General features: G+C 43.5%; 29 protein-coding genes, 4 tRNA genes and 1 pseudogene. 24 read left to right on the top strand and 10 right to left on the bottom strand.

The annotated features are described in order from the left end of the window. Positions 1–2: 2 nt before the first annotated feature. Positions 3–605 (bottom strand): YczE/YyaS/YitT family protein, encoded by a 603-nt coding sequence (locus tag FB592_RS05200; RefSeq protein WP_141949351.1) that lies wholly within the window; start codon positions 603–605, stop codon positions 3–5. Further along, positions 602–1,048 carry a GNAT family N-acetyltransferase gene (locus FB592_RS05195; protein WP_141949350.1) on the bottom strand — a complete coding sequence of 149 codons (447 nt, stop codon included), beginning with the start codon at positions 1,046–1,048 and terminating at the stop codon, positions 602–604. Before FB592_RS05195 ends, FB592_RS05200 begins: the two co-directional genes overlap by 4 nt. 119 nt (positions 1,049–1,167) lie before the next feature. Between FB592_RS05195 and FB592_RS05190 the strand changes: the two genes are divergently transcribed. The 5 genes and pseudogenes from FB592_RS05190 to FB592_RS05170 all read left to right on the top strand — a co-directional run bounded on the left by FB592_RS05190 (position 1,168) and on the right by FB592_RS05170 (position 3,885). After that, positions 1,168–1,620 carry a MarR family transcriptional regulator gene (locus tag FB592_RS05190; RefSeq protein ID WP_003226875.1) on the top strand — a complete coding sequence of 151 codons (453 nt, stop codon included), beginning with the start codon at positions 1,168–1,170 and terminating at the stop codon, positions 1,618–1,620. A gap of 129 nt (positions 1,621–1,749) precedes the next feature. After that, positions 1,750–2,412: an MBL fold metallo-hydrolase gene (locus FB592_RS05185; RefSeq protein ID WP_141949349.1), complete on the top strand. Its 663-nt coding sequence runs from the start codon at positions 1,750–1,752 to the stop codon at positions 2,410–2,412. A gap of 7 nt (positions 2,413–2,419) precedes the next feature. Beyond that, positions 2,420–2,550, top strand: a pseudogene (locus tag FB592_RS21045) (LysR family transcriptional regulator); the annotation flags it as partial. Between the two features lie 89 nt (positions 2,551–2,639). Beyond that, a complete protein-coding gene (locus tag FB592_RS05175) occupies positions 2,640–3,029 on the top strand; it encodes a YybH family protein (RefSeq protein WP_015715064.1) in 390 nt (129 codons plus the stop codon). Between the two features lie 67 nt (positions 3,030–3,096). Next, positions 3,097–3,885, top strand: coding sequence for a hypothetical protein (locus tag FB592_RS05170; RefSeq protein WP_141949348.1), 789 nt, complete (start codon positions 3,097–3,099; stop codon positions 3,883–3,885). Between the two features lie 37 nt (positions 3,886–3,922). On the opposite strand, the gene FB592_RS05165 is transcribed toward FB592_RS05170, so the two are convergent. Beyond that, the gene (locus FB592_RS05165) at positions 3,923–4,660 is read right to left on the bottom strand and encodes a MerR family transcriptional regulator (protein WP_021481086.1); all 738 of its coding nucleotides are present in this window, start codon (positions 4,658–4,660) and stop codon (positions 3,923–3,925) included. A 160-nt stretch (positions 4,661–4,820) separates the two neighbouring features. Beyond that, on the bottom strand, positions 4,821–6,131 hold the full coding sequence (locus tag FB592_RS05160; protein WP_014478548.1) for an MFS transporter: 1,311 nt from the start codon (positions 6,129–6,131) through the stop codon (positions 4,821–4,823). Positions 6,132–6,231: 100 nt separating this feature from the next. On the opposite strand from FB592_RS05160, the gene FB592_RS05155 reads away from it, so the two are divergent. Both FB592_RS05155 and FB592_RS05150 read left to right on the top strand, forming a co-directional pair. Next, positions 6,232–6,552: a hypothetical protein gene (locus FB592_RS05155; RefSeq protein WP_003226899.1), complete on the top strand. Its 321-nt coding sequence runs from the start codon at positions 6,232–6,234 to the stop codon at positions 6,550–6,552. 11 nt (positions 6,553–6,563) lie between these two features. After that, the gene (locus FB592_RS05150; protein ID WP_014478547.1) at positions 6,564–7,010 is read left to right on the top strand and encodes a DUF6376 family protein; all 447 of its coding nucleotides are present in this window, start codon (positions 6,564–6,566) and stop codon (positions 7,008–7,010) included. 32 nt (positions 7,011–7,042) lie between these two features. Here the strand turns inward: FB592_RS05150 and FB592_RS05145 are convergent, their stop codons facing one another. Beyond that, on the bottom strand, positions 7,043–7,972 hold the full coding sequence (locus tag FB592_RS05145) for a manganese-dependent inorganic pyrophosphatase (RefSeq protein WP_014481484.1): 930 nt from the start codon (positions 7,970–7,972) through the stop codon (positions 7,043–7,045). Between the two features lie 204 nt (positions 7,973–8,176). Between FB592_RS05145 and hypR the strand changes: the two genes are divergently transcribed. After that, complete coding sequence (hypR, locus tag FB592_RS05140) at positions 8,177–8,554, top strand: transcriptional regulator HypR (protein ID WP_003242487.1); 378 nt, start codon at positions 8,177–8,179, stop codon at positions 8,552–8,554. 29 nt (positions 8,555–8,583) lie between these two features. On the opposite strand, the gene cotF is transcribed toward hypR, so the two are convergent. Continuing rightward, the gene (gene cotF, locus FB592_RS05135) at positions 8,584–9,066 is read right to left on the bottom strand and encodes a spore coat protein CotF (protein ID WP_003243364.1); all 483 of its coding nucleotides are present in this window, start codon (positions 9,064–9,066) and stop codon (positions 8,584–8,586) included. A gap of 145 nt (positions 9,067–9,211) precedes the next feature. On the opposite strand from cotF, the gene FB592_RS05130 reads away from it, so the two are divergent. The 4 genes from FB592_RS05130 to rplI all read left to right on the top strand — a co-directional run bounded on the left by FB592_RS05130 (position 9,212) and on the right by rplI (position 12,979). Beyond that, on the top strand, positions 9,212–9,361 hold the full coding sequence (locus FB592_RS05130) for a hypothetical protein (RefSeq protein WP_003226909.1): 150 nt from the start codon (positions 9,212–9,214) through the stop codon (positions 9,359–9,361). Between the two features lie 226 nt (positions 9,362–9,587). Next, entirely contained in the window at positions 9,588–10,517 is a 930-nt protein-coding gene (locus FB592_RS05125) for a YybS family protein (protein WP_003243969.1), read from the top strand. Between the two features lie 36 nt (positions 10,518–10,553). Then, the gene (gene gdpP, locus FB592_RS05120; RefSeq protein ID WP_003242517.1) at positions 10,554–12,533 is read left to right on the top strand and encodes a cyclic-di-AMP phosphodiesterase GdpP; all 1,980 of its coding nucleotides are present in this window, start codon (positions 10,554–10,556) and stop codon (positions 12,531–12,533) included. Continuing rightward, positions 12,530–12,979 (top strand): 50S ribosomal protein L9, encoded by a 450-nt coding sequence (gene rplI / locus FB592_RS05115; RefSeq protein WP_003226915.1) that lies wholly within the window; start codon positions 12,530–12,532, stop codon positions 12,977–12,979. Before gdpP ends, rplI begins: the two co-directional genes overlap by 4 nt. A 36-nt stretch (positions 12,980–13,015) precedes the next feature. On the opposite strand, the gene FB592_RS05110 is transcribed toward rplI, so the two are convergent. The 3 genes from FB592_RS05110 to FB592_RS05100 all read right to left on the bottom strand — a co-directional run bounded on the left by FB592_RS05110 (position 13,016) and on the right by FB592_RS05100 (position 16,594). Further along, positions 13,016–15,067, bottom strand: a complete 2,052-nt coding sequence (locus tag FB592_RS05110; RefSeq protein WP_141949347.1) for an ArnT family glycosyltransferase — start codon at positions 15,065–15,067, stop codon at positions 13,016–13,018. Positions 15,068–15,172: 105 nt separating this feature from the next. Further along, the gene (locus tag FB592_RS05105; RefSeq protein ID WP_141949346.1) at positions 15,173–16,381 is read right to left on the bottom strand and encodes a CynX/NimT family MFS transporter; all 1,209 of its coding nucleotides are present in this window, start codon (positions 16,379–16,381) and stop codon (positions 15,173–15,175) included. 72 nt (positions 16,382–16,453) lie between these two features. Further along, positions 16,454–16,594 carry a YycC family protein gene (locus tag FB592_RS05100; protein WP_003242786.1) on the bottom strand — a complete coding sequence of 47 codons (141 nt, stop codon included), beginning with the start codon at positions 16,592–16,594 and terminating at the stop codon, positions 16,454–16,456. 120 nt (positions 16,595–16,714) lie between these two features. On the opposite strand from FB592_RS05100, the gene FB592_RS05095 reads away from it, so the two are divergent. Next, positions 16,715–16,918 carry a hypothetical protein gene (locus tag FB592_RS05095; RefSeq protein ID WP_003244312.1) on the top strand — a complete coding sequence of 68 codons (204 nt, stop codon included), beginning with the start codon at positions 16,715–16,717 and terminating at the stop codon, positions 16,916–16,918. Between the two features lie 47 nt (positions 16,919–16,965). On the opposite strand, the gene FB592_RS05090 is transcribed toward FB592_RS05095, so the two are convergent. Continuing rightward, a complete protein-coding gene (locus FB592_RS05090; protein WP_003226922.1) occupies positions 16,966–17,166 on the bottom strand; it encodes a DUF2188 domain-containing protein in 201 nt (66 codons plus the stop codon). A gap of 169 nt (positions 17,167–17,335) precedes the next feature. Between FB592_RS05090 and dnaB the strand changes: the two genes are divergently transcribed. The 11 genes from dnaB to walI all read left to right on the top strand — a co-directional run bounded on the left by dnaB (position 17,336) and on the right by walI (position 26,505). Then, positions 17,336–18,700: a replicative DNA helicase gene (gene dnaB, locus FB592_RS05085; RefSeq protein WP_003226923.1), complete on the top strand. Its 1,365-nt coding sequence runs from the start codon at positions 17,336–17,338 to the stop codon at positions 18,698–18,700. A gap of 120 nt (positions 18,701–18,820) precedes the next feature. Then, positions 18,821–19,240 carry a VOC family protein gene (locus FB592_RS05080; RefSeq protein ID WP_015250809.1) on the top strand — a complete coding sequence of 140 codons (420 nt, stop codon included), beginning with the start codon at positions 18,821–18,823 and terminating at the stop codon, positions 19,238–19,240. A 205-nt stretch (positions 19,241–19,445) separates the two neighbouring features. Further along, positions 19,446–20,738, top strand: coding sequence for an adenylosuccinate synthase (gene purA / locus FB592_RS05075; protein ID WP_003226929.1), 1,293 nt, complete (start codon positions 19,446–19,448; stop codon positions 20,736–20,738). Between the two features lie 224 nt (positions 20,739–20,962). Then, positions 20,963–21,038 (top strand) — tRNA-Lys (locus tag FB592_RS05070). Positions 21,039–21,047: 9 nt separating this feature from the next. Next, positions 21,048–21,119: transfer RNA gene (locus FB592_RS05065), tRNA-Glu, on the top strand. Positions 21,120–21,200: 81 nt separating this feature from the next. Further along, positions 21,201–21,277: transfer RNA gene (locus FB592_RS05060), tRNA-Asp, on the top strand. A 35-nt stretch (positions 21,278–21,312) separates the two neighbouring features. Further along, positions 21,313–21,385: transfer RNA gene (locus FB592_RS05055), tRNA-Phe, on the top strand. A gap of 383 nt (positions 21,386–21,768) precedes the next feature. Continuing rightward, positions 21,769–22,476 carry a cell wall metabolism DNA-binding response regulator WalR gene (gene walR / locus FB592_RS05050; RefSeq protein WP_003244363.1) on the top strand — a complete coding sequence of 236 codons (708 nt, stop codon included), beginning with the start codon at positions 21,769–21,771 and terminating at the stop codon, positions 22,474–22,476. A 7-nt stretch (positions 22,477–22,483) separates the two neighbouring features. Further along, complete coding sequence (walK, locus tag FB592_RS05045) at positions 22,484–24,319, top strand: cell wall metabolism sensor histidine kinase WalK (protein WP_009968432.1); 1,836 nt, start codon at positions 22,484–22,486, stop codon at positions 24,317–24,319. Beyond that, positions 24,309–25,676 carry a WalRK two-component regulatory system regulator WalH gene (walH, locus tag FB592_RS05040; protein WP_041850604.1) on the top strand — a complete coding sequence of 456 codons (1,368 nt, stop codon included), beginning with the start codon at positions 24,309–24,311 and terminating at the stop codon, positions 25,674–25,676. Before walK ends, walH begins: the two co-directional genes overlap by 11 nt. Continuing rightward, positions 25,663–26,505, top strand: a complete 843-nt coding sequence (gene walI, locus FB592_RS05035) for a WalRK two-component regulatory system regulator WalI (RefSeq protein ID WP_003244037.1) — start codon at positions 25,663–25,665, stop codon at positions 26,503–26,505. Before walH ends, walI begins: the two co-directional genes overlap by 14 nt. Positions 26,506–26,522 lie beyond the last annotated feature (17 nt).

The raw sequence follows: 26,522 nt of genomic DNA, 5'->3' as shown, positions 1-26,522 counted from the left end.
TTTTAACCCCTTCTATTCTTTGATAAGAATTGTTTTTCCACAATAGGCATAAAAACGTGAAGGAGCATTCCTCCCAAACAGACGGTTAATAGGGTTCCGATGCCGATAGGGCCTTTAAAGATAATGGCTAATACTAAGAAAAGAGCGTATACCAATGTTCTTGAAAACAAGATTGTTCTTTTGGAGAGATCTCGGATAATAAGTGTTAAATGATCGATGGGCGTTGATGCGAATTTCGTCTGAAGATAGATGGCTGTTCCAAGACCGATGAGCACCAAACCAATTCCGAAACAAATCAGTTTGCTTAACAACGCGTTTAGATAGAGGGTGTTTTTTACAACAAACAACCATAGGTCAATGCCTATTCCAGTAATGAATGCTGTAATCAAGCCCAGCAAAATAGGTTTTTTTCTCGTTAATATAGTGTTGCAGATTAAGAGGATCACAGAAATAAGGACCTCCCAGCTTCCTACGGTAAGTCCGACTTCTTTTGACAGACCAACCAAAAGGGCATCGAAGGGGGATGTGCCCAGCCCTGATTGTATGGTTAAGGAAATGCCCAAACTTAATATGAGTATGCCTAATCCGTAAAAAATATATTTCATGTTATATTCCGCGATATTTCTTTTGTCATCAGGACGTGAGGGATGCCGTCTTCCATAAATTCCTGTGAAGAAATCTGGTAGCCCAGTTTTTGATAAAAGTCTGCTGCTTGTGTTTGACCATGCAACTTACATGCAGTCAGTCCTTTTTCTTTTATGATTTCTTCTAACCCGCTTACGATGACTTTCCCCAATCCATACTTACGGTAAGGTTTTAGGATGCAGATTCTTTCCAGCTTTGCTGTATGGTCAACGATACGCACACGGCCCGTGCCGACAGGCTGATTCTCATGATATACCAAGACATGCTGGCATTGTTCCTGGAGCGTATCAAATTCATCAAACTCTTCGGATTCAGATACATGTTGCTCCTCAATGAAAACCGTCTTTCTAATATTCAAAGCTGCATGTAAATCAGCTTCAGTTGTTATTCTTTTTATATTCATTATGAATCAATCCTTTTCTGATATTAGTCTGGACTGTACAGCATGCATGTGGTCTTATAATAGTAAGGTTAAAACATTTTTGTTGTAAATACAACAAAAATACGTGAGGAGTTTTAGGAATGAATGATATTTTGCGTGAGATCGGCATGATAGCAAGAGCGTTGGATTCCATAAGCAACATCGAATTTAAAGATTTAGACTTAACAAGAGGGCAGTATCTCTATCTCGTACGTATATACGAAAATCCGGGAATTATTCAAGAAAAATTGGCGGAAATGATAAAAGTGGATCGGACAACGGCCGCGCGGGCCATTAAGAAGCTGGAAATGCAGGGATTTATTCAAAAACTGCCGGATGAGCAAAATAAAAAAATAAAAAAACTGTTCCCGACTGAGAAAGGGAAAAAGGTATATCCATTGTTAAGAAGAGAAGGAGAACATTCCACGGAAGTGGCCTTGTCCGGTTTTACTTCAGAGGAAAAGGAAACCATTTCTGCACTCCTTCATAGAGTGAGGAAGAATATAGAACGTGATTGGGAATATGTGAAGAAGGGGAACAAAAGGGATTATTAATGGACAATGTTAACAAGTCGAGCTGATGCTGGCGAAAATCGGCGTCTCCTCCTCAAGAATTCCAGTCCGCTGGCCGTTCACTTCTGTTTTCTTTTGAACTATCAAAAATCTCCAAAGGGAGTGGTTTGCGTGAACTTGAGAAAACTATCAGAACATGTCTATCAATGTGAATTTGAGCTTGATGTGCCTCTTCGTATTCCGGTTCATACCTGGTTTATCAAAGATGGTGATGATGTTTATATTGTTGATACGGGAATAGAACGTTTTGCTGATGCTCAAATTAGGGCAGCGTTAGCGATCGGCAATCCAAAAGCCATTTTGCTTACCCATGGCCACAGTGATCATATCGGAGGTGCATCAAAATGGTTAGAGAGATTTGATATTCCGATTTTTGCGCACCAGAAAGAACTAAAGTACATCAATGGGGAAGAGCCATATCCGAACAAAAATGAAGTGGAGAACACAGGGGTAGCCCATATTGTCCAGCCGCTGACGGAGCAAACTCTTGCTCACCTGCCTCTGAAATACTATTTAACACCTGGCCATTCGCCGGGGCATGTCGTGTATTATCATAAAATCGATCGTACGCTATTAACGGGCGACCTTTTTATCACAAGTAAGGAGGATTTACACCCACCTATAAGAAGATTCAGTGTTGATATAAATGAGAACATCGATAGCGGCTCAATCATAGATCAAATCAAACCAACGCTCATTTGCTCTTCACATGGCGAAGAAATTCTTTATAACGAAGAATTGTATAAAAACTATGTGGTAAGGTATAGGGATTAATGGAAGTGAAAAACATAAGCTGAAAAATCTCCAGCATGTTGAAGCCCTCGATCCGATTTACTCACACCCAAAAAGAAAAAATGGCAGCTGCCTGCCGCAGAGGCTTTTGCGGAGCTTGTTATACATCCGATTCGTTAGGAAAAAAGGATACTTTTCATTTTGTTTTCACGGTTTCAGTGGTCTAGCAATGTATAATATATCCAATCATGATGATTGGGGGAATTCATTTGGAACAGCAATTGAAAGACATCATCTCTGCGTGTGATTTGGCAATCCAAAATGAAGATTTTGATACACTGATGAATTATTATTCGGAAGATGCCGTTTTAGTTGTGAAGCCGGGCATGATCGCGCGAGGCAAAGAAGAAATCAAAAAAGCGTTTATCACGATTGCGAACTATTTCAATCATCATATTGTCCCGACACAAGGGGAAATGATCATGCTGGAAGCAGGTGACACGGTACTCGTCCTTTCTCAGACACTGCTTGATTCGGATAAAAAGGACTCCGAGTATGCGATGGAAAGAAGGGCGACCTATGTATTTAAGAAGAATGCGCAAGGCGAGTGGCTTTGTGTAATCGATAACTCATATGGTACGGATTTAATTGGTGTGTAAGATATGTCTTTGATGTGCCATTCCTGCATATAATGATTCATTCAGCTGATTAGGGAAGGTGACACAATTGAATGTGTATGACATCAGAATGGCTCCTTATTGGTTTTATGAAAGCAGAGGACTTGTTCAACATCCATACGTATTTCGGCAGCCTGTCTCCTCACGTGCAATCATTGCATCTACCCGCGGCGATGTAACGGGAGACGGCGTTATTGACGAGGTCTTTCTAACTGGAAATCAAATGACCGGCAGCCCGTTATGGAGAAATATCACATTGGTGATCCGTGATGGCAGAACCCATCAGGAGCAGCAGATTCAGCTTCAAAACAATATGGGATACAATCCGTCACTTTTTCTGGGGGATATGACAGGCGACAAGATTGAGGATGTGGCAGTGGTAATAGATACAGGGGGAAGCGGCGGTGCTATTTATGCATACGTGTTTGCCTATCTAAACAGGCAGTTTCGGCGAATTTTCAATTCAGATGTATTGAATGATGAATTAAAGTACAGTGTGAGGTATCAAAATCAATATAAAGCGAGCGTCATCAGTCATCAGCAAAACGAAATGTATATCCTCGACCTTACTTACAAAGGCAGGGAATATTTGAATGAGATTTATAACAGCCAAGGTGTGTTAAAAATGCCGATAGAAGGATGGGTGAATCCTTTATCGGGCTTGTATCCGGTTGATTTTGACAGAGACGGCGTATACGAATTATTGGCGTACCAGCGGATAGCGGGAAGGTATAACGCCGACTCATTGGGATATGTTCAAACCGTATTGAAATGGAACGGACAGCGTTTTGCCGTTGACCGGCAGAATGTTTCGATTGTTGGCGGTGCTGTCTCGTAATCCTGATGGCTGTCACCCTATAAAGGGTGACAAAACACTACAGGTGTTCTGCAACGACAACCAAATAATAAGATAAACCGGTTTGCTGCTCTTCTAACATTCCTCTATGGAAATCATCTTGCATAAAAAAACGTGTTTGTTTTACGTAATCTTCTTTACTTGTCGGATGCCCGTTCTGATTTAGGAACTTAAGATGATTCATGACATGCTCTTGCACGGAAGGGTCATGATACGTTACACCATTTCTTAAAAAATCAGCCATCCTATCAAGAAAATGTTTAGCCTCTATTGCCATTTTGTTCATTTCATCGACATTGATTGTATGTGTATCCAATTCAAAATCGTAACGCTCTTTTAAATACCCATTTTGTTCTGCTAAAGATTGTTTCCATTCTTCAGCGCTTTCAAATCCTTTAAACATTACCTTATGATCCATGTTTTCACCTTTTCTCGTGTATTCTAAAGATGTGTTGACTGTTTGAATGAGACGCTGATACTTTTCAATTTTCTTTTCAAACAGCTTTTTTTGTTTTTCTAATGTACTTGTTCTTTCAGCATCCTCATTTAATAATCTTTTGATTTCTGACAAAGGAATATCTAATTCTTTGTAAAAAAGGATTTCCTGCAGTCTTTTTAGTTCGTCAGCACCATAGTACCGATATCCGGCTTCGCTTATTTCCTTTGGGGCTAGCAAGCCGATTTTGTGGTAATGATAAAGCGTTTTGATTGTGACATTCGCAATATTGGATAGTTCTTTTACTGTTAATTTCACCATCTGACTCCTCCTTTCTTCTTTCACTATGAGGCCTTACCTTTGGTTGGAGTCAAGGATAAAATGGTAGTGTTTTCGTCCGAGAACAGCCTAGTGAATGTTGGGAGAAAGAAAATAACACCTGGCGGATTCAAAGAAAAGAGTGCTTTTCAGTAAGCACTCTTCATTCCAGTTTAATTCGTTTTACATCCCCTAATACAAACACATAAAAAACCAATCCCAGCAACAGCACAAAACCAGCTACCAGAAAGCTGAGGGTAAAGGAGCCTGTCACATCAAACAAATACCCTGTCAGTGACGCAGCAATAATGCCTCCGAACAGGTTGTTTGCGAGATTCACCATGGAGCTCAGCATGGATACGGAACCGATCGGCGCGAGTTCTGCGGAGATGGACCAGCCGACCGGAGCGGTTGCTGAAATTCCGGCGAGTCCGATGGAAATGCAAATAATGGCTACGGTAATATTGTTCGTCAGAATGGAGCCTAAAAAGAAAAAGCCAAAGCTCATTCCGACTATGATTACGGTTCGGTACACCTTGGTGTTAGGATAGCCTTTCTTAATAAAATAATCGACGAGCCAGCCGCCGACGGCAATTCCGGAAATGGTTGAGATCAGCCACGGCACTGCCGTAAATAAACCGGACGACATGAGATCCATACCGTATGTATGTTTAAAGAAAGTCGGAAGCCAGGTGAGCAGCAGATTGAATGTATACCCGTACCCTGTAAATCCGATCATTAAGCCCCATACTTTCCGATTGGTGAAAAGCTTTTTTAAAAGCGGGCCCGTTTTGTAAGGGATTTGCTCTGTTGTAATGGCATTGTGTTTTTGAATATAGTTTAGTTCACTTTTAGAAATGCGTTTGTGCCGTTCAGGCTGTTCATAATACTGCCAGAAAAAGATCGTAAACAGCACATTGATGCATCCAATCGTCAAAAAAGCGACACGCCAGTCAAATGTTGTGACAAGAAACGCGACCAATGGCGCGCCGATCACGTTTGAAAATTTGGCGGCCGAATCGAACAATGAGTTTGCCAATCCCCGCTCACTTGGAGGAAACCAGAGAGCGGTTGCCTTAGAGGCAGCAGGGAACGCAGAGGCGCTCGTCAGCCCAATGAGAAACCGGAACAGATACAACAGCAATTTTCCTTGCAAAAAAGCAAGAAGGATCGTTAAAAAGCTCCATATCGTCATTCCAACCCTCGTGACCCATGCGACCCCAAAACGGTCCAGCAAACTTCCGACAGGCAGCTGCATCAGTGTATAGGAATAGGTGTAAATGGAAAACACGATGCCGAGTTCAGTTGCAGTAAGGTGAAACGAATCTTGTATCGCAGGGGCCGCTACCGAGATGGCCACTCGGTCAAAATAATTAAGAATAATAATGCCGCTAAGTAACGAAGATATGTACCATCTGGTATGCCCAGGCCGTTTCACGCGCTCTTGACTCATGATGAAAACCTCCTCTGTCATAGCATGATCTCCTGATGGAAAAACCATTCAAATTTTAAATACCACAGCGCGCTTTTATATAAACGGCTGGAATTTGACTGGAACAGATCGGTGCTTTAGAATGAAAGTAATAAAAATGAACACTCCAAAGGGGAGTAGCTTTCACAGTAAAGTCGTCATTACGGGACAAGGTGTCCTCGGCTTTGCTGGCAATCTCATTGTTAGCGAGACCTTTGCCAAATCTGATTTGGTGAAGGTCTTTTTGTTTCAGGAACTTCACCAAATTGGTGGAGTTTTTTCATTTTTATCAAAAAGGGAGAGGAGCATCAGAATGTCTAAGCTGAAAAAGTGGCTGAAGCGTGAATTGGTGAGGAAAGGGCTGCCGTTAGCGAAAGAGAAATTGATTCCGATCTTAAAAGAAAAAATGAAAAAGAAACGATGAGGGGGCTGAAGATGAAGATCATTTTGACAGTACTTGCCGGAGTGGGACTTTTGAGTGCAGGCGGATGCGGCATGCTTGATCAGGTGAACGACGGATTGAACTATACGAGTGAAGCAGCTGGTTATGTGGAGAAGGTGAAGACATTTGCAGAGGAAGCGCCTGAATTGGCTGAGAAAGCTGTAAATGACACCGAGGCGAAAGAAAAACTTGAAGCGCAGCTTGAGTCGATTCAGAAGGCTGCCGCTGATTTTAATGAATTAACGCCGCCTGATGCCGCAGCGGAGATTCATCAAACCATTCAGGAACATAACGAAACCTTGCAGAAAAGCGCTGAAGATGTGTTGAAACAAGCCGAGGAAGGCAAGGTATCGCTTAAAGAATTGGAGCAGTCAGACCTGGTCCAAAACGCAAAGCAAATTACTGATGTGATGGGACAAATTGAGAAGCTGGGTGAATAAGAAAAAGCATCCCGACGCGGGATGCTTTTTGCTTATTCAGCCATTGCGTCTGTTAAGACAGGAACGACTTGTTTTTTACGGGAAACAACGCCTTTTAAGAGGGCTGTGTTGTTTTCTAATGTAACGTTGAACGCTTTTTCCACTTTCGCTGCTTCGTTACCGATTGCAAGAGCAAGTGAATCATTTTCTAAGATATCTGTGATAACGAGAAGGAACAGATCAAGATTCTTCTCAGCCACAACTTTTGAGATCACAGCTTCTAATTCAGCTTGGCGTTTTTTTACATCTTCAATGTCCACTGTGTTTACTTGTGCGATTTCAACTTTCTTGCTGCCGAGTGTAAATTCTTTCGCATCAAGAGAAATGAGCTCTTCCACTGTTTTTTTGCTTAGATCAGCGCCTGCTTTCAACATGTTCAAGCCGTATTCTTCAGCATTTACTCCAGCGATCTCCGCAAGCTCTTTTGCTGCTGCTACGTCTTGGTCCGTGCAAGTTGGAGATTTAAATAACAGAGAATCAGAAATGATCGCAGACAGCATAAGGCCGGCAATTTCTTTCTCGATTTTCACGTTATTCTCTTTGTACATTTTGTTTAAGATGGTAGCCGTACAGCCTACAGGCTCAGCACGATAGTAAAGCGGCTCAGCTGTTTCAAAGTTAGCGATGCGGTGATGGTCGATAACCTCTAAAACCTGAACCTCTTCAATGTCTTTGATGCTTTGCTGGCGTTCGTTATGGTCAACCAGGATAACGCCGTTTACTTCGTTTGCAGCTGTTTCAACAAGACGCGGGCTTTCTTGTTTGAAATAGTCAAGCGCGTATTGTGTTTCGCCGTTGACTTGTCCGAGGCGGACAGGCTCAGCATTGAAGCCGAGTTTGTTTTTCAAATCAGCATAAGCAATCGCAGAACAAATCGTATCTGTATCTGGGTTTTGGTGTCCGAAAATAAGTATCTTTTCCATGATAGCTCCTATCCTTTTTTAAGTAGTGTAATCTTTATATAGTTTAACACGTCTTGCTGCAGGTGTAATCATGCAAACCCTTAAAAATTGATGTGAATAAGAAGCATTTTCTTTGAGCTAAGGAGAAAAGGTGTGTAAAATACTGGGTAGCTTAGTTGCAAAATGTAATGTAGTATCAAAAAAGGTACTATTGGAGGGTCAAGAATGAGTGAAAAAAAGAATATATACCCGAACAAAGAAGGCTGTCCAGTTGAATTCACTCTAGATGTCATTGGCGGAAAGTGGAAAGGAATTCTTTTTTATCACATGATAGATGGCAAGAAACGATTTAATGAGTTTCGGCGAATCTGCCCGAGTATTACTCAAAGAATGCTTACTCTCCAGCTGAGGGAGCTGGAAGCGGACGGCATCGTGCACCGTGAGGTTTATCACCAGGTGCCGCCCAAGGTAGAGTACTCTCTGACGGAATTTGGGCGCACGCTTGAACCGATTGTTTTGCAAATGAAAGAATGGGGAGAATCCAACAGAGACGTGCTGGAATCTTATCGTTCGAACGGCTTAGTGAAGGATCAGCAGAAATAGCAGCAAAGGGAACTCCTTTGCTGCTTGTTTTATTTCATTGAAATGGCTCTGTTGGCGTTTCTGACATCGTTTTTCAACAGTTCAGAAAGGTTGTAAGACGGATAATATCCATGCTGATACATGTATCGATAAACTTGGGCGTGCAGCTGGATGGCAGCATTCAGCTGTTTGACCAGTACGTTTCTTAATTGAGGTGTTGCTGTTTCTGTAATTGCGATGGCATAGCTGCGGACAGATGTTTTGGCAAAACCGAGCAGGTCACCGCTGTAAAATGGGTTATCTGCGCGTTCTTCTTCCTCATCTTCTCTGTGCGGAGCCTGTGGAAAGAACGGAAGAAGCTCTCTCAAATTTTGCTCAACACCCTGAATAGACACGTTATAAAGCTGTCTGAGCTGAGGGTCTTTTACTTCTCTTATCATTTTCTTCAGTTTAATGAGTCCGTTTGATTGAAAAGCAACCAGCTCGTGCATTTCTAATGTTTCATGCCAAGCCAATGTTCTGCGTTCATCCATGTGAAAATTCTCCTTTATCGATCAGATTCCATATCAGCATATGCCCAACGCTCAATGTTGTTCATGATGTTTTGAAGTTTTTAAAAAGGGAAATTCACCTTATATAGGATACGGGTTGAGAACATGCACAAAGAGGTGAAACACAATGTGGGACATGATAAAGAACTTTTTCTTGTTTAGCAGCGGCGTTCTGCAAGCAACAACCCTTTTACTGGTGATCTTAATTTTTATGTATGTCAGAAAAACGAAAAAGAAAAACAAGGAATCTTCTGGCTTTATGGATGATAAACATTAATTGTGATGGGCATTCTTTTCAAAGAATGTCTTTTCCTTTTTCATGTTTCACATGAAACATTAGCGTCATTTTACTTGCGATTTGGACTTATGTTAAAATATAAAAGTAAAATTTAGAGATGATATAAAAACATTCGGTGCAAAGCATGTTGCAGCGATGAAAAAAAGAGCAGTCGTTTATGCTGCTCTTTTCTATTCGTATGTTCAGGATGATACGAGGTGACTAAGTGAAACAAACGAGAGCTTTAATGGAAGGTGCTATTTTAATCAGTCTGTTTGCGATCATTACGCTTCTGGTCGTTTATGTTCCTGTGATTGGAACAATTCTGTTATTTGCACTGCCGCTGCCAATGATCTTGTATACGATCAGACATGGATTGAAGCTAGGGATATGGATGGGCGCTGTCAGTCTTCCGGTTGTTTTTATTGTCGGGTCCTTTAACGGGCTTATTGTAGCTTTTATGTCAGCTTGCGCCGGCATTGCCATGGGACATTTTTTCAAAAGGAAAGAGCCCGGGCACGCCATTATTTCGGGCGCTCTTATTTATATGCTTAGTATTGTCTTCTATTTTGTGATAAGCATTCAGTTTTTGGGTATCAATATCATTGATGAGGCAATGACACAATACCGGCAATCTCTTGATATTGTAGAAACTGTAGCGAAGCAGTCGGGCAATGCTGGGCAGTTTGAGAAGCAATTAAAACTGATGGAAGAACAATTGGGTATCGTTCAATATCTTTTTCCAACAGCTATTGTGATGGTAGGAGTTATTTTTTCTTTCCTCAGTTACCTTATCGCTAAGCCGCTCTTAAGGCGATTCTCCCCCGATATTCCTAATCTAAAGCCTTTTAGAGAGTTGAAGTTTCCGCAAAGTGTTGTAGTACTGTATTTGATTATTGTCATGCTTTCATTTTTGCCTTTAGAAAAAGGCCAAATGCTGTACTCTATCGCTTTAAATGGGGAGTTTATACTCGGGTTTCTGATTTTCATCCAAGGGTTATCATTTATCTTTTTCTATTGCCATAAGAAACAATATCCAAAGGCTGCGGCTGTGATTGCTGTCATACTTGGGTTTGTGCATCCGGTCTTCATGGCGGCCATTCGCATTTTAGGCGTTTTAGATATGGGCTTTCATATAAGGAATAAGGTGAAGTGAACATGAGTTTTACTCACATGGTGGGGAGTGATAGAAATGCCAAGCTTTTATGAAAAACCGCTGTTTCGGTATCCCATCTATGCATTGATTGCTCTGTCAATTATTACAATCCTCATCAGCTTTTATTTTAACTGGATATTAGGAACCGTCGAAGTGCTGCTGCTGGCAGTTATTTTGTTTTTTATTAAGCGTGCTGATTCTCTTATTCGACAAGAGATTGATGCTTATATTTCTACGTTGTCCTACAGGTTGAAAAAAGTCGGTGAAGAGGCATTGATGGAAATGCCGATTGGAATCATGCTTTTTAATGACCAATATTATATAGAATGGGCAAATCCGTTTCTTTCCTCTTGCTTTAATGAAAGCACTTTAGTGGGGAGATCACTTTACGATACTTGTGAATCGGTAGTGCCGCTTATCAAACAAGAGGTGGAATCGGAAACGGTTACATTGAATGACCGCAAGTTTAGGGTTGTCATCAAACGGGATGAGCGTCTCTTATATTTCTTTGATGTAACAGAACAAATTCAGATTGAAAAGCTATATGAAAACGAAAGAACCGTCCTGGCATATATTTTCCTTGATAACTATGATGATGTGACACAAGGATTGGATGACCAGACGAGAAGCACGATGAACAGCCAGGTGACATCTTTGCTGAACGCTTGGGCGCAGGAGTACGGGATCTTCTTGAAAAGGACGTCTTCAGAACGCTTTATCGCTGTACTTAATGAACACATCTTAACTGAACTCGAAAATTCGAAGTTTTCGATTCTTGATGAAGTGCGGGAAAAAACCTCATTTGACGGTGTAGCGCTGACGTTAAGCGTCGGTGTCGGGGCTTCAGTCTCTTCCCTGAAAGAACTTGGCGATTTGGCGCAATCCAGCTTGGACTTAGCACTGGGACGCGGCGGAGACCAGGTAGCCATTAAGCTGCCAAACGGCAAGGTGAAGTTTTACGGCGGTAAAACAAACCCAATGGAGAAACGAACAAGGGTGCGGGCCCGCGTGATTTCTCACGCCTTAAAGGAAATCGTCACCGAAAGCAGCAATGTGATTATCATGGGGCATAAATTCCCCGACATGGATTCTATCGGCGCAGCGATCGGGATTTTAAAGGTGGCTCAGGCAAATAACAAAGATGGTTTTATCGTGATTGACCCAAATCAAATCGGATCAAGTGTGCAGCGTTTGATTGGGGAAATCAAAAAATATGAAGAACTGTGGTCAAGATTTATTACGCCTGAAGAAGCAATGGAAATTTCCAATGATGACACACTGCTTGTGATCGTTGATACACATAAGCCGTCACTCGTCATGGAGGAACGGCTGGTCAATAAAATTGAACATATCGTGGTCATCGACCATCACCGCAGAGGTGAGGAGTTTATCAGAGATCCGCTGCTCGTTTATATGGAACCATACGCTTCTTCCACAGCGGAATTGGTGACAGAGCTGCTTGAATATCAGCCGAAGCGCTTAAAAATCAATATGATTGAAGCAACAGCCCTATTAGCTGGTATAATAGTGGATACAAAGAGCTTTTCTCTCCGCACGGGCTCGCGGACTTTTGATGCGGCTTCTTATTTAAGGGCAAAAGGCGCCGACACGGTGCTGGTGCAGAAGTTCCTGAAAGAAACCGTTGATTCCTATATTAAACGGGCGAAGCTGATCCAGCATACGGTCCTCTATAAAGATAACATTGCGATTGCTTCTCTTCCTGAAAATGAAGAGGAATACTTCGATCAAGTGCTGATTGCGCAGGCTGCCGATTCGCTGCTGTCGATGAGTGAGGTTGAGGCTTCATTTGCGGTGGCGAGACGGGATGAACAAACGGTTTGTATCAGTGCGCGGTCGCTTGGCGAGGTAAATGTTCAGATCATCATGGAGGCCCTGGAAGGCGGAGGGCATTTAACAAATGCGGCGACTCAGTTGTCCGGCATTTCAGTTTCTGAAGCGCTGGAACGGCTGAAGCACGCCATAGATGAGTATTTTGAGGGAGGCGTACAGAGATGAAGGTTATTTTCTTACAAGATGTAAAAGGAAAAGGAAAAAAAGGCGAAGTCAAAAACGTAGCAGACGGTTATGCGCATAACTTTCTAATTAAAAAAGGCCTCGCGGTTGAAGCGAACGCGTCAAACATCAGCGCGCTAAACGGACAAAAGCAGAAAGAGAAAAAAGAAGCCATTGCTGAGCTTGAGCAGGCTAAGAGCTTGAAAGAGACATTAGAAAAACTGACTGTTGAGCTTAGCGCAAAATCAGGTGAGGGCGGCCGTTTATTTGGTTCAGTGACAAGCAAGCAAATCACAGAACAGCTCCAAAAAGACCATAACATTAAAGTAGATAAGCGGAAGCTTGAACTGCCGGACGGCATTCGTGCATTAGGATATACAAACGTGCCTGTGAAGCTGCATCCTGAAGTGCAGGCTGTGTTAAAGGTACATGTAAAAGAAGAAGCTTAATAGAAAAGAGGCTTGGATTCATCCAAGCCTCTTTTTTTATTCCACGAGATAAAGAGTTTGCTGGCTTTCTCCGCCAGGTCCTCCTCGCATTCCCTGCACGCTGTTCGTGCTGCTGGAGGAACGGCTGTACTCGTCAGATGTTATTTCTTTTCCGTTTTTCTTAATCCAGGAAACAAGTTCGCTGTTACCTGAGTTGTTTTCTGCCAGAAGGAAGTATTTCACTTTGCCTTCTTTGATCAGTTTTTTCAGTTCCGACACAGTCAGAATGGGATCCGTGCCGTTAAATCCGCCCATTGCCATAACAGATTCATTTTCGTAAATGATGTATGGCGCAGCTGTTACGGTTGTCAAAGTAGCAAATAAATATTCTTCGCCGGTATTGTGTTTTCTCAGATAGGACAGGAGCCCGCTGTCGACCTCTGAAGAGAACATGTTCCCGCCGTTTGCTGAGCCTTTGAGCTGCGGGCCGGATTCAGGAAGGACGCTGTTGCCACCGTATAGAAGCGGCGTTGCTGACCAGTAAACAGGTGTGAGAAGCAGAACGCACAAGCTGATGATGGTCAGCAGCTTACTGAACGGATGGCTGCGTTTAAGCATCAGAAGTGCAAGGGTGATGCCCAGCCCTAAGAGCCCCAGGACATACATCCATACACTGCCGATTTGGCTTGTATAAGCGCTCAGAATATACATCTGAAACACGGCTGTGATCAAGACGGCTGCCGGCAGAAGATAGCTGGACCAGTCTTTATTATTTTTGTATAAGCGGTGCATCGTATACCATCCGATACCAGAAAGGGCGGCAATCGGCGGTGCCAGCATAATCAAATAATACTGGTGGAAGAATCCTGCGATGCTGAAGAAACCAGCCACGGGAACAAGCCAAGCCGCCCAGAATAGCGTTTCTTTCATTTTAGCAGCATGTCCGCGGCGATCACGGTACCAGCTGACGATTGCGCCCAGTAATCCGATCAATGAGAATGGAAGCATCCAGCTGATTTGGCCGGAAAGTGCTGATTGGAAAAGACGAAGCGGGCCAGGATCACCGGTGCCGAACATATTCATGCTTTTTCCGCCGCCAGGCCCTCCATTTCCAGGCCCGTTGCCACCTGTGGGAGGTGTGCCTCCGCCTCCATTGAGAGCGCCGGTTTGTCCGTTAGGCGGCTGAGGCGCCTGTGAATGGTTTCCGAATGATTGATTTCCGTTCTGAGAAAAAGATGAACCGTTGCCATTTGGCGCTTGCATGTTGTCTTGATTCTGCATGTTCCCTCCGCCAGCAGCATTCATATCACCCTTTGCAAGGCCCGTAGTTTGCCCAAGCAGACGCTCTGTGCCGTTGTAGCCAAAGGCCAGTTCTAGCACTGAGTTAGTCTGGCTGCTTCCTACATAAGGCCGGCTTGAGGAAGAGGCTGAATCCACTGCAATCGCCCATGAGAGTGAAAGGCCTGTCAGAAGGACAAGAGACAGAAGCAGGGACCCGATTTTTTTCTTCAGAGAAACCCGAGATGCAATCAGGTAGAATAACACAAATGCAGGCAATACCATAAACGCTTGCATCATCTTCATATTAAAGGCGAGCCCAATCAGGGCAAATGCTGTCAGCAGCCAAACCAGCTTACCTTGTTTTACTGCCCTAAGCAGACAAGCTGAACCGAGCAATAAGGTAAAAACAAGCATGCTGTCGATATTGTTTGTCCGGCTGACAGCTACTGCGATAGGGGTCAGTGCCATGACAAGTGCGGCAATGCGGGCCGCTCCAATTCCAAAAGTCGGCTTAATCATTCTGTAGAGAAGGAATACAGACCCAACTCCGGCAAGAGCCTGGGGAATGATGACACTCCACGTGTGAACACCGAAAATCAGTGCGAAAATCGTTTGAATCCATAACACGACAGGAGGCTTATCTACTGTCACAAATCCAGAAGGGTCAAATGACGCATAAAAGAAATTATGGAAGCTTTGCGTCATGCTTTTTACAGCCGCCAAATAGTACTGGTTCGCTGTGTCCTCCTGCCAAACGTGATACGTATTCAAAAAAGCTGCTCCCAGCAAAATAAGAATAAGGGCTGCGTCGAATCGTTTGGTTTTCATCGTTTTTCACCTCTTTATGGTGTCTAATTGTAAAAAATAAATATGAAAAACTTATGAATAAACCATAAATATTCAAAGAAAAAAGCGGAGATATTTTCCCCGCTTTTATGCTGAATTTCTTTGTTTTTCTGACTGAAAAATGTATCGATCTCGTCCGGCTCCCTGTCCGGCTGCTCCCATTACGATCAGGGCAGCAATGAGAAGCACAATCGGCATCGTCCAAGAATGCGTCTGGTCAAAGAGATAGCCGACAAAGATTGGCCCGACTGCTGCCAGCAGGTAGCCGAATGACTGAGACATGCCTGACAGCGCAGCGGCCTGTTGGGCATTTTCACTGCGGAGACCAATCAAAGTAAGGGCCAGACTAATGCTGGAGCCTTGTCCGATACCGATAATGATCATCCAGATGGCAAGCAATGTATGGCTTCCGCCCGCTAATAATCCGCAAAGGCCGATCAGATAAACTGAGGCCAGCGCCGCAACGATACCGCGCTGCTGTTTCACACGGTCAGCTAAAACTGGTGTCAGAAAAGTGGAAGGCAGACTCGCAAATTGCATGAGTGATACCATCCATCCGGCTGTTGCCGTATCAATCCCGTGTGAACGGAGAATTTCAGGAAACCAAGCGATGCTGCTGTAAAATAAAAACGATTGCAGGCCCATAAAGATGGTGACATACCATGCCATTTTGGAAGCCCAAATGGAACTGGATTGCAGCTTCATTGTCTGGTTTGCCGTATCTCGATGGCGCAGCTGAGGTATCCAGATCAGCAATGCAAGCAAAGCCAGCCCGCCCCATAAGAGAAAGGCTTGTTTCCACCCGCCATTCATCTGGATCGCTAAAGGAACGCTGACACCCGATGCTAAAGCTGCGAATATATTCATTGATGTCGTATACAGGCTGATCATGATCCCTGGCTTTTCAGGGTATTTATGTTTGATTAAGCTTGGCAAAAGTACGTTACCAATCGCAATCCCGACGCCGATAAGTGCCGTTCCGAAAAACAAAGCGGCAGTATAGCCGGTAGAACGAGTCAAAACACCGATAAGCAGTATCACGAGACCTAGCCATAAAGTTCGCTCATTTCCGAGGCGCTGTCCAAGCTTAGGTGCAAGCGGAGAAAGAACTGCAAACGAAAGCAGCGGCAGTGCGGTCAAAAAACCGGCTGCCCCATTGGACATGTGCAGCTCTGCCCGGATAGAGCTGATGACCGGACCGACTGAAGTGATCGCGGGCCGTAAATTAAAGGCGATAAAGATAATGCCGGTGATCAGCCAAAATGATTGGATTTTTTTATTATGTGGATGTGGCAAAGCAGTTACTCCTCTTTTCTAACATATACATGATATTATCCCGAAACAGGTAAGCAAGTATGTGAATGAAGGCTATGATTTGTCCTCTTTTTGCAGTTCAGCCATTTTGGCAAGCAGAATATGCTGAGGCATATGCATGATCTGTTCAAGCGGCAGATTCAAGGACTCTGCAAGCTTTTGTGCAGTTTCAGCAGAAATTTGCAAAGGTCTCACAAAAGATCCCTCCTCTCTTCTGTCCATTGTACAAGAATCAGATGTGAAATGTAAGAAGATGTCACAAAGGAATAGAGCAATCGGAAAATGACCGTTATAAAAGAGGTAAGGAGGGTTCTTATGCACGCACCGTTATCCTTATTAAAACAAATGCTGAAGGAACACCAAATAGACACTGAAAAAGCTGTCACTTTCGAAGAATATATAGCAATGAGGTTAAAGCTTCAGGAGCTGATGGGGAAATTTGCTTCGATCGGGGAGTGGGATCTGTATCAAAAAGCGGCAGATTTGATGATGCACATAGGCATCCAATGGATGAAATAAACCGATAACCGCTAAAAAACCCTCGCTGCAGCGAAGGCTTTCATTCATTAAAATGAGTGTTCTTCTTCCACATTTTTAAACTGGTCATAAATTACAAGCTTAGACGGACTGTTTTCCTTAGCCACCTGTTTGGCCTTTTCAATAGCGGCGTCTTTAGACGTATACAAAGCTGTCGGCGCTACATTCTCCACCTCAATAAACCAGCCGTCCGCATCAACATTAGGCGTAATCGCATATTTCTTTATCATCTTTCATTCCTCCCTCATGTTTTATTGCATTTTTCCCGCCTTGTTACTGTCCGAAACGATCCAATCTGCTAACTGAAAAAAACAGGAAACAGACAATTTTTCTATTTTTTTTCTGTAGAAATGGTAGAATGGAGGTTGGAGATTTTTTAATGAGAGGACGGTGCTTAGCATGACAGACCTTCTGAATGACCGGCTTCCTCCGCAAAATATAGAAGCCGAACAAGCCGTGTTAGGCGCTATTTTTTTACAGCCGTCTGCTTTAACACTGGCTTCAGAAGTATTGATTCCAGATGATTTCTATAGAATGTCCCACCAAAAAATCTATAATGCGATGCTGGTGCTCGGTGACCGAGGTGAACCGGTTGATCTGGTGACAGTCACATCAGAGCTTGCGAACACAGACCTGCTGGAAGAAGTAGGCGGCATTTCATATTTGACAGATATCGCAAACTCGGTGCCGACAGCGGCTAACATAGAATATTACGCGAAAATCGTTGAGGAAAAATCGATTCTTCGCCGATTAATCAGAACTGCGACAACGATTGCTCAAGACGGGTATACCCGTGAGGATGAGGTCGAGGATTTACTCAGTGAAGCGGAAAAAACGATTATGGAAGTGGCACAGCGCAAAAACACGAGTGCCTTCCAAAATATTAAGGACGTCCTTGTCCAGACCTATGATAATATCGAACAGCTTCACAATCGAAAAGGTGATATCACGGGAATTCCAACAGGGTTTACGGAGCTTGACCGGATGACTGCGGGTTTCCAGCGCAACGACTTGATCATTGTGGCTGCCCGTCCTTCAGTAGGGAAAACAGCCTTTGCCCTGAACATCGCACAAAACGTGGCGACGAAGACCGATGAGAGCGTAGCGATTTTCAGTCTTGAGATGGGTGCCGAGCAGCTCGTTATGCGTATGCTCTGTGCCGAGGGAAATATCAATGCCCAGAATCTCCGTACAGGTAACCTGACCGAAGAGGATTGGGGCAAGCTGACGATGGCAATGGGAAGCCTATCGAACAGCGGGATTTACATCGATGATACACCGGGTATTCGAGTGAGTGAAATCCGTGCCAAGTGCCGCCGCTTGAAGCAGGAAAGCGGGCTGGGCATGATTTTGATCGATTACCTGCAATTGATTCAGGGAAGCGGTCGTTCAAAGGACAACCGTCAGCAGGAAGTATCTGAAATTTCCCGTGAACTGAAGTCGATTGCCAGGGAGCTGCAAGTCCCTGTCATCGCGCTTTCTCAGCTTTCCAGGGGTGTTGAGCAGCGTCAGGATAAACGTCCGATGATGTCTGATATCCGGGAATCAGGAAGTATCGAGCAGGACGCGGATATTGTCGCGTTCCTTTATCGTGATGACTACTATGACAAAGAAACTGAGAATAAAAATATTATCGAAATTATTATCGCCAAACAGCGTAACGGCCCGGTAGGAACTGTGTCTCTTGCGTTCGTAAAAGAATACAACAAATTCGTCAACCTGGAACGGCGTTTTGATGACGCAGGCGTTCCGCCCGGCGCATAAGCCCCAAGAGCTGCTCTTGGGGTTTTTTTCATTCGAAAGATGGAAGAAATACCGTTCGCTCAGCGGATGAAAATTTGAAAGCGTTTTAATAAAATGGTGCAAAAAGGAGATGGTAACAATATGGGAAAACGTTTTTCGTCTTTTCACGCAGCACAAATCCGAATTGCGCGTCCTACGGGCCAGCTGGATGAGATTATTCGTTTTTACGAAGAGGGATTGTGTTTGAAACGAATAGGAGAATTTTCAAAGCATAACGGGTATGACGGTGTCATGTTCGGCCTTCCTCATGCCGATTATCATTTAGAATTCACCCAGTATGAAGGGGGAAGCACTGCCCCCGTTCCCCATCCCGACAGCCTTCTTGTTTTTTATGTGCCGAATGCAGATGAACTGGCAGCGATCACTTCAAAGCTAAAGCACATGGGCTATCAAGAGGTCGAATCAGAGAACCCGTACTGGAGCAATGGGGGCGTAACGATAGAGGACCCGGATGGCTGGCGGGTCGTTTTTATGAATTCAAAAGGGATATCAGGCAAGTGATTCTTTCTTATGCTAAAGGATGAAAGTTTCACAAGCTTTTTATGACAAAACAGTGAGAAAACGCTTATAAAACGAATGGAAGCGAACGAATATAGATTTACATTAATTTAATGTTCGGATTTACAATTGACTTTCTGTTTCTTCACTGATAAACTTGATTTGTTTGAATAGAATCGTTTTGAAAGGTTAACGGAGGTGCACGGACATGTCTTCAGTAGTTGTAGTAGGTACGCAATGGGGCGATGAAGGAAAAGGTAAAATTACAGATTTCCTATCAGAAAATGCAGAAGTGATCGCCCGTTATCAAGGCGGAAATAACGCAGGGCATACAATCAAGTTTGACGGAATCACATATAAGCTTCACTTAATCCCGTCTGGAATTTTCTATAAGGATAAAACGTGTGTAATCGGAAACGGAATGGTTGTAGATCCGAAAGCATTAGTCACAGAGCTTGCGTATCTTCATGAGCGCAACGTGAGTACAGATAACCTGAGAATCAGCAACAGAGCTCACGTCATTTTGCCGTATCATTTGAAATTGGATGAAGTGGAAGAAGAGCGTAAAGGGGCTAACAAGATCGGCACAACGAAAAAAGGAATCGGCCCTGCTTACATGGATAAAGCAGCCCGCATCGGAATTCGTATCGCGGATCTGTTAGACCGTGACGCGTTTGCGGAAAAGCTTGAGCGCAATCTTGAAGAAAAAAACCGTCTTCTCGAGAAAATGTACGAGACAGAAGGGTTTAAACTTGAGGATATCTTAGACGAATATTATGAGTACGGACAGCAGATTAAAAAGTATGTTTGCGATACATCTGTTGTCTTAAACGATGCTCTTGATGAAGGGCGCCGTGTATTATTTGAAGGCGCACAAGGGGTTATGCTCGATATCGACCAAGGAACATACCCGTTTGTTACGTCATCTAACCCGGTTGCCGGCGGTGTCACGATCGGTTCTGGTGTCGGCCCGACCAAAATCAAGCACGTTGTCGGTGTATCAAAAGCATATACGACTCGTGTCGGCGACGGTCCTTTCCCGACTGAGCTGAAAGATGAAATCGGCGATCAAATCCGTGAAGTCGGACGCGAATATGGAACAACAACAGGCCGCCCGCGCCGTGTCGGCTGGTTTGACAGCGTTGTTGTCCGCCACGCCCGCCGTGTGAGCGGAATTACAGATCTTTCTCTGAACTCAATTGACGTCCTAACAGGAATTGAAACGTTGAAAATCTGTGTGGCGTACCGCTACAAAGGCGAAATCATTGAAGAATTCCCAGCAAGTCTTAAGGCACTTGCTGAATGTGAGCCGGTATATGAAGAAATGCCGGGCTGGACTGAGGATATTACAGGTGCGAAGAGCTTGAGCGAGCTTCCGGAAAATGCGCGCCATTATCTTGAGCGTGTGTCTCAGCTGACAGGCATTCCGCTTTCTATTTTCTCTGTCGGTCCAGACCGCTCACAAACAAATGTCCTTCGCAGTGTGTACCGTGCGAACTAAATAGAATATGTCTGCAAGCCCCTATTTAAGGGGCTTGTTTTTTGTTTGAAAGCCGCATATAAGTTGGTCTGAGAAAAAAATATGAAAAAAAACCAAAAAAGTTATTGCCACTTCTATTTGTTCGTGATATTATAAATCTCGTTGTTACGGAAACTGCTTCAATAGAGTACAAGATGAGAACTAGATTTAAGTCGTTTGCTCTATAGAAATTCCGACATCTTTAAGAGCCATTAGCTCAGTTGGTAGAGCATCTGACTTTTAATCAGAGGGTCGAAGGTTCGAGTCCTTCATGGCTCACCATTTCGTGAAGGCCCGTTGGTCAAGCGGTTAAGACACCGCCCTTTCACGGCGGTAACACGGGTTCGAATCCCGTACGGGTCATTGATTTACTTTAGCGTTATTGCTAAATTCCTTATTTGTCTGTGAGAGCTGACACGACAGCTCTCCGGGCAATTACTGTAAGGTCCGGTAGTTCAGTTGGTTAGAATGCCTGCCTGTCACGCAGGAGGTCGCGGGTTCGAGTCCCGTCCGGACCGCCATTTTACTTTACTTAGTAGAGAAAAATAAAACATTTGGCTCGGTAGCTCAGTTGGTAGAGCAACGGACTGAAAATCCGTGTGTCGGCGGTTCGATTCCGTCCCGAGCCACTTACCAAACGCATCTGCAATCGTAGGTGCGTTTTTTCTTTTAGGAAAAAGGCAAACATGAGGAGTGTTATAATAGAAGAAAAAGGGAGAACCGGCCCTGCGGCCGGTTCAAAGAAGAAGACGTCATTGATAAAGACGCACTCCGGTGAGGGGAGGTTTCAATAAAGTTATCTTTTTTAAAAAAAGTTGACCAGCATGACAATAGATAAACAACTGGCGATAAAGGTGAAACATGTGTTTTTTTTCTAAACCTTTATTTTTTTTATCTTTTGACCTTAAACCGTTATAATAGACAAGGACCCATTCTTTACATGGGCCATAAGTGATGAAACGAATGTTATATAGATGAAATGAAGTCATTCGGCAGGAGGAAAATCAAAATGATGGATAAAAAGATCCTTGTAGTAGATGATGAAAAACCGATTGCAGATATATTGGAATTTAACTTAAGAAAAGAAGGCTATGAAGTGCACTGTGCCCACGACGGAAACGAAGCCGTTGAAATGGTAGAAGAGCTTCAGCCTGATTTAATTCTTTTAGATATTATGCTTCCGAATAAAGACGGCGTTGAAGTATGCCGTGAAGTCAGAAAGAAATACGATATGCCAATCATTATGCTGACGGCTAAGGATTCAGAAATTGACAAGGTTATCGGGCTTGAAATCGGTGCTGATGACTATGTCACAAAACCATTCAGCACACGCGAGCTCTTGGCACGTGTAAAAGCGAACCTGCGCCGCCAGCTGACAACAGCGCCTGCGGAGGAAGAGCCTTCCTCTAACGAGATTCATATCGGCTCTCTCGTCATCTTCCCTGACGCGTACGTTGTATCAAAACGAGACGAAACAATCGAATTGACTCATCGTGAGTTCGAATTGCTTCATTATTTAGCAAAACATATCGGACAAGTGATGACCCGTGAACATTTGCTTCAAACCGTTTGGGGCTATGATTACTTCGGCGATGTCAGAACGGTTGACGTAACAGTCCGCCGGCTTCGTGAAAAAATCGAGGACAACCCGAGCCATCCAAATTGGATCGTCACACGCCGTGGTGTAGGTTATTACTTGAGAAACCCAGAACAGGACTAATGCCCATATGAATAAGGTTGGTTTTTTTCGGTCGATCCAATTTAAGATTACCTTGATTTATGTGCTTTTGATTATCATTGCCATGCAAATCATTGGTGTGTATTTTGTCAATCAGGTAGAGAAGTCGCTGATCAGCTCTTATGAACAATCGCTGAATCAGCGAATCGACAACCTTTCTTATTATATCGAACAAGAATATAAGAGCGATAACGACAGTACCGTCATAAAGGATGACGTCAGCCGTATTTTGAATGACTTCACGAAAAGTGATGAGGTTCGGGAAATTAGCTTTGTAGATAAAAGCTATGAAGTGGTCGGTTCTTCAAAGCCGTACGGTGAGGAAGTGGCTGGGAAACAAACGACCGATCTGATTTTCAAAAGAATTTTTTCTACCAAACAGTCGTATTTAAGAAAATATTATGACCCGAAAAGCAAAATCAGAGTTCTTATTTCCGCGAAGCCTGTCATGACTGAAAACCAAGAGGTTGTCGGTGCGATCTATGTTGTCGCGAGTATGGAAGATGTCTTTAATCAAATGAAGACGATCAACACGATATTGGCGTCCGGCACAGGTTTGGCACTTGTTTTGACGGCTCTTCTCGGTATTTTTCTGGCAAGAACCATTACCCACCCGCTTTCAGATATGCGAAAGCAGGCGATGGAGCTTGCGAAAGGGAATTTCTCGAGGAAGGTTAAAAAGTACGGGCATGATGAAATTGGGCAGCTGGCCACAACGTTTAACCACTTAACGAGAGAGCTTGAAGATGCCCAGGCGATGACTGAAGGAGAACGCAGAAAGCTAGCCTCTGTCATTGCTTATATGACAGACGGCGTTATCGCCACAAACCGAAACGGAGCGATTATTCTCTTAAACAGCCCGGCGCTGGAACTGTTGAACGTTTCACGTGAAACAGCCTTAGAAATGCCGATTACGAGTTTGCTGGGGCTTCAAGAGAATTATACTTTTGAAGATTTAGTGGAACAGCAGGATTCTATGCTGCTTGAAATTGAGCGCGATGATGAATTAACGGTGCTTCGCGTGAATTTCTCTGTGATTCAAAGGGAACACGGCAAAATTGATGGTTTAATCGCTGTCATTTACGATGTAACCGAACAAGAGAAAATGGATCAGGAACGCAGAGAATTCGTTGCGAATGTATCACATGAGCTGCGGACGCCGCTTACGACAATGCGCAGCTATTTAGAAGCGTTAGCTGAAGGCGCGTGGGAAAATAAAGACATTGCTCCGCGCTTCTTAATGGTGACGCAAAATGAAACAGAGCGTATGATCCGGCTTGTCAATGATCTGCTTCAGCTGTCGAAATTTGACAGTAAAGATTATCAATTTAACCGGGAATGGATTCAGATTGTCCGGTTTATGTCACTTATTATTGACCGTTTTGAAATGACAAAAGAGCAGCATGTGGAGTTTATCCGCAATCTGCCGGACAGAGATCTGTATGTCGAGATTGACCAGGATAAAATAACGCAGGTGCTCGATAATATTATTTCTAACGCTTTAAAATATTCACCGGAAGGCGGACATGTCACGTTCTCGATTGATGTCAATGAAGAGGAAGAACTTCTCTATATCAGCGTGAAGGATGAAGGGATCGGCATTCCGAAAAAAGATGTCGAAAAAGTCTTTGACCGCTTCTACAGGGTGGATAAAGCGAGAACGAGAAAGCTTGGCGGCACCGGTCTGGGATTGGCGATTGCCAAGGAAATGGTACAGGCGCACGGTGGAGATATTTGGGCGGACAGCATAGAAGGAAAAGGCACGACGATTACATTTACTCTTCCATATAAAGAGGAACAAGAGGATGATTGGGATGAAGCGTGAAAATATAAAAACGATATTACTTACGGTACTCGTCGTCATCAGTCTTGTTTTTACATGGGGGATATGGACGTTCCAGCCAAACTTTTCTGAAGGCTCATCCTCAACAGAGTCTACTGTTCGTGTGAAACATAAAATCGAAAAAACCACCCAAAAGCTGTCTGAAACGGTAAGGCCAAGGGACATGTTTATCCATGATGACGGCGCTCATTACAAAGTGGATGACAATGCCCTCTATGAAGAAATCTGGTCTGATTTGCCACATTGGGATGTAAAAGGAATTAAAGATATTTCGGATCAGTATGACAAGTCTGGATTCAAGAGCTGGTTTTATGGAATAGGCGGTTCTGAAGCCAAGCTTGACTTGCAATTCAGCGATACGATTCCGATTGATATTTTCCAAACGCTGTTTAAATGGTCTAATCAGTCGTTTGAATACAGTTCGTTTGACCATATTCTGATCCCGTTCAATGAAACAAAAGCAAACAAGAAAATCTATTTGGTGTCTTACAGCAAACAGCTCATTCTTGAAGTGACGGTTGAATCGGCAAACTACCGGAACATTATGAACGACTTGAAAAACAGGCAATCAAATATGCCGGCGTTCAGTTTGTTCTCCATTGGCTCAAAGAAAGAGTTCTTGCTGCCGAACAAACCGCTTACGATGGACAAAAAAGAATTTGTCACAGAATCGATTAAAACAAATACCTTTAAGCAGGCTTTGTTTAGTGATCCGAGCATTGTAAGAGAAGATTCGAATTACAACAACAGAAATGTGCTGACAGATGGGATCAGCCGGTTAGATGTGAATCTAAGCCAGCGACAGGTGCAATTTCAGCAGCGCAATTTGGTGCAGAGCACATCCTATCAAACAGGTGAATTAATCAAAAAGAGCCAAAAATACCTTGAGGATACCGGAAGTTGGACGGATCACTATCAATTTTTCAATATCAATGACAGCCAGCAGTTGAGCTTCTATATCTTTATGGATCAGATCCCGGTCATTAACAGCACCGCCAAACCTTTCGGGGCGACATCGGCGATTTCGGTGCAATGGGCGAATGATGATATTCTCAGCTATAAGCGGCCGAATTACAGTCTCGGAACGAATCCGATTAAAACAAGTGAAACAGAGCTCATGAGCGGCAGCGAAGTGAGGATGCTGCTTTCGAAACAAACCGCTTATGATACGGACAAAATTGATCAGATCTTCCTTGCTTATCAATTGGTATCAACATCAACCAACGACGATCCTCTCGTTGAACTGGAACCGGTTTGGGCGATGAAAGTAAATGGAAAAATTGTGCCGATTACAAAGGATTTATTGAGGAAGGAGGGGGCTAACAGTGGAGTGGAATAAGACAAAATCAATCTTCATCGTTGCCTTCCTCATTTTAGATATTTTCTTAGGCTATCAGTTTTTTCAAAAATGGCAGGCTACCGGCAAAGAATATGAAGTCATTAAAAATGATGTCGAGCATGACATGAAGGCCGATCATATCACGTATGAAGGCTTGAATAAGGAAGCGACAGAAGGCTATCGGATCACGGCAAATCAAAAGTCTTTCTCCAAGGAGGAAATTGAGGCGCTGAAGGATCAAAAGCCTTTGATGGACATGCCTAGTGATGATCATAAAGTAACGAGCCTGAAAATGAAGTTTGCAAATCCAATCGCACTATCAAAGAAGGATATCGAGGACGATGCTCAGGCACTTGTTTCTTCGAAAATTCAAGATGGCGAAAAATATAAGCTTTGGAAGGTTGATAAATCGAAGAAAGAAATTATTTTCTTCCAAACGTACGAAGGTCATTATATTTACCAAAAGACCGACAATCCCTCTAATATGATCGGGCAAGTGGTGCTGCACTTAAACGGTAAAAACGAGGTTGTGTCATACGACCAGACTACGCTTGAGACCTTCAAGCAAATCCAGAAAGAAAGCTTAATTACTGAAATGGATGCGGTTGAGCTATTGTACTATCAAAATCAATTAAAAGAATACAGCACTGTGAAGAGCTGTAAATTCGGCTATGTAGCACAATATCCGCTGACAAGTACGCAGGTGCTGGCGCCGGTATGGAGAATTACGGTCGAGTACGAGAAAAAAGTGAACGGTGAGAAAAAGACAGTACAAGAGTATTTTACTGTGAATGCTTTGGAGAGTACGATTTTAGATACAGATCAATGAAAATAATGGAGTGAGAC

The organism is Bacillus sp. SJZ110 (assembly GCF_006715455.1).
Lineage (GTDB): Bacteria > Bacillota > Bacilli > Bacillales > Bacillaceae > Bacillus > Bacillus subtilis.
The sequence above is the reverse complement of the archived record's forward strand: the minus strand, read 5'-3'. Positions and strand labels throughout refer to the sequence as shown.

What these genes read in the sequence shown, in the direction of transcription:
- FB592_RS05195 (WP_141949350.1), bottom strand. Translation starts at nt 1,048, where the DNA reads ATGAATATAAAAAGAATAACAACTGAAGCTGATTTACATGCAGCTTTG.
- rplI (WP_003226915.1), top strand. Translation starts at nt 12,530, where the DNA reads ATGAAGGTTATTTTCTTACAAGATGTAAAAGGAAAAGGAAAAAAAGGC.
- FB592_RS05165 (WP_021481086.1), bottom strand. Translation starts at nt 4,660, where the DNA reads ATGGTGAAATTAACAGTAAAAGAACTATCCAATATTGCGAATGTCACA.
- FB592_RS05200 (WP_141949351.1), bottom strand. Translation starts at nt 605, where the DNA reads ATGAAATATATTTTTTACGGATTAGGCATACTCATATTAAGTTTGGGC.
- FB592_RS05090 (WP_003226922.1), bottom strand. Translation starts at nt 17,166, where the DNA reads ATGATAAAGAAATATGCGATTACGCCTAATGTTGATGCGGACGGCTGG.
- walK (WP_009968432.1), top strand. Translation starts at nt 22,484, where the DNA reads ATGAATAAGGTTGGTTTTTTTCGGTCGATCCAATTTAAGATTACCTTG.
- FB592_RS05160 (WP_014478548.1), bottom strand. Translation starts at nt 6,131, where the DNA reads ATGACAGAGGAGGTTTTCATCATGAGTCAAGAGCGCGTGAAACGGCCT.
- FB592_RS05130 (WP_003226909.1), top strand. Translation starts at nt 9,212, where the DNA reads ATGTGGGACATGATAAAGAACTTTTTCTTGTTTAGCAGCGGCGTTCTG.
- FB592_RS05190 (WP_003226875.1), top strand. Translation starts at nt 1,168, where the DNA reads ATGAATGATATTTTGCGTGAGATCGGCATGATAGCAAGAGCGTTGGAT.
- FB592_RS05110 (WP_141949347.1), bottom strand. Translation starts at nt 15,067, where the DNA reads ATGAAAACCAAACGATTCGACGCAGCCCTTATTCTTATTTTGCTGGGA.
- FB592_RS05145 (WP_014481484.1), bottom strand. Translation starts at nt 7,972, where the DNA reads ATGGAAAAGATACTTATTTTCGGACACCAAAACCCAGATACAGATACG.
- FB592_RS05150 (WP_014478547.1), top strand. Translation starts at nt 6,564, where the DNA reads ATGAAGATCATTTTGACAGTACTTGCCGGAGTGGGACTTTTGAGTGCA.
- dnaB (WP_003226923.1), top strand. Translation starts at nt 17,336, where the DNA reads ATGACAGACCTTCTGAATGACCGGCTTCCTCCGCAAAATATAGAAGCC.
- purA (WP_003226929.1), top strand. Translation starts at nt 19,446, where the DNA reads ATGTCTTCAGTAGTTGTAGTAGGTACGCAATGGGGCGATGAAGGAAAA.
- FB592_RS05080 (WP_015250809.1), top strand. Translation starts at nt 18,821, where the DNA reads ATGGGAAAACGTTTTTCGTCTTTTCACGCAGCACAAATCCGAATTGCG.
- FB592_RS05095 (WP_003244312.1), top strand. Translation starts at nt 16,715, where the DNA reads ATGCACGCACCGTTATCCTTATTAAAACAAATGCTGAAGGAACACCAA.
- FB592_RS05155 (WP_003226899.1), top strand. Translation starts at nt 6,232, where the DNA reads ATGAAAGTAATAAAAATGAACACTCCAAAGGGGAGTAGCTTTCACAGT.
- walR (WP_003244363.1), top strand. Translation starts at nt 21,769, where the DNA reads ATGGATAAAAAGATCCTTGTAGTAGATGATGAAAAACCGATTGCAGAT.
- hypR (WP_003242487.1), top strand. Translation starts at nt 8,177, where the DNA reads ATGAGTGAAAAAAAGAATATATACCCGAACAAAGAAGGCTGTCCAGTT.
- gdpP (WP_003242517.1), top strand. Translation starts at nt 10,554, where the DNA reads ATGCCAAGCTTTTATGAAAAACCGCTGTTTCGGTATCCCATCTATGCA.
- walH (WP_041850604.1), top strand. Translation starts at nt 24,309, where the DNA reads ATGAAGCGTGAAAATATAAAAACGATATTACTTACGGTACTCGTCGTC.
- cotF (WP_003243364.1), bottom strand. Translation starts at nt 9,066, where the DNA reads ATGGATGAACGCAGAACATTGGCTTGGCATGAAACATTAGAAATGCAC.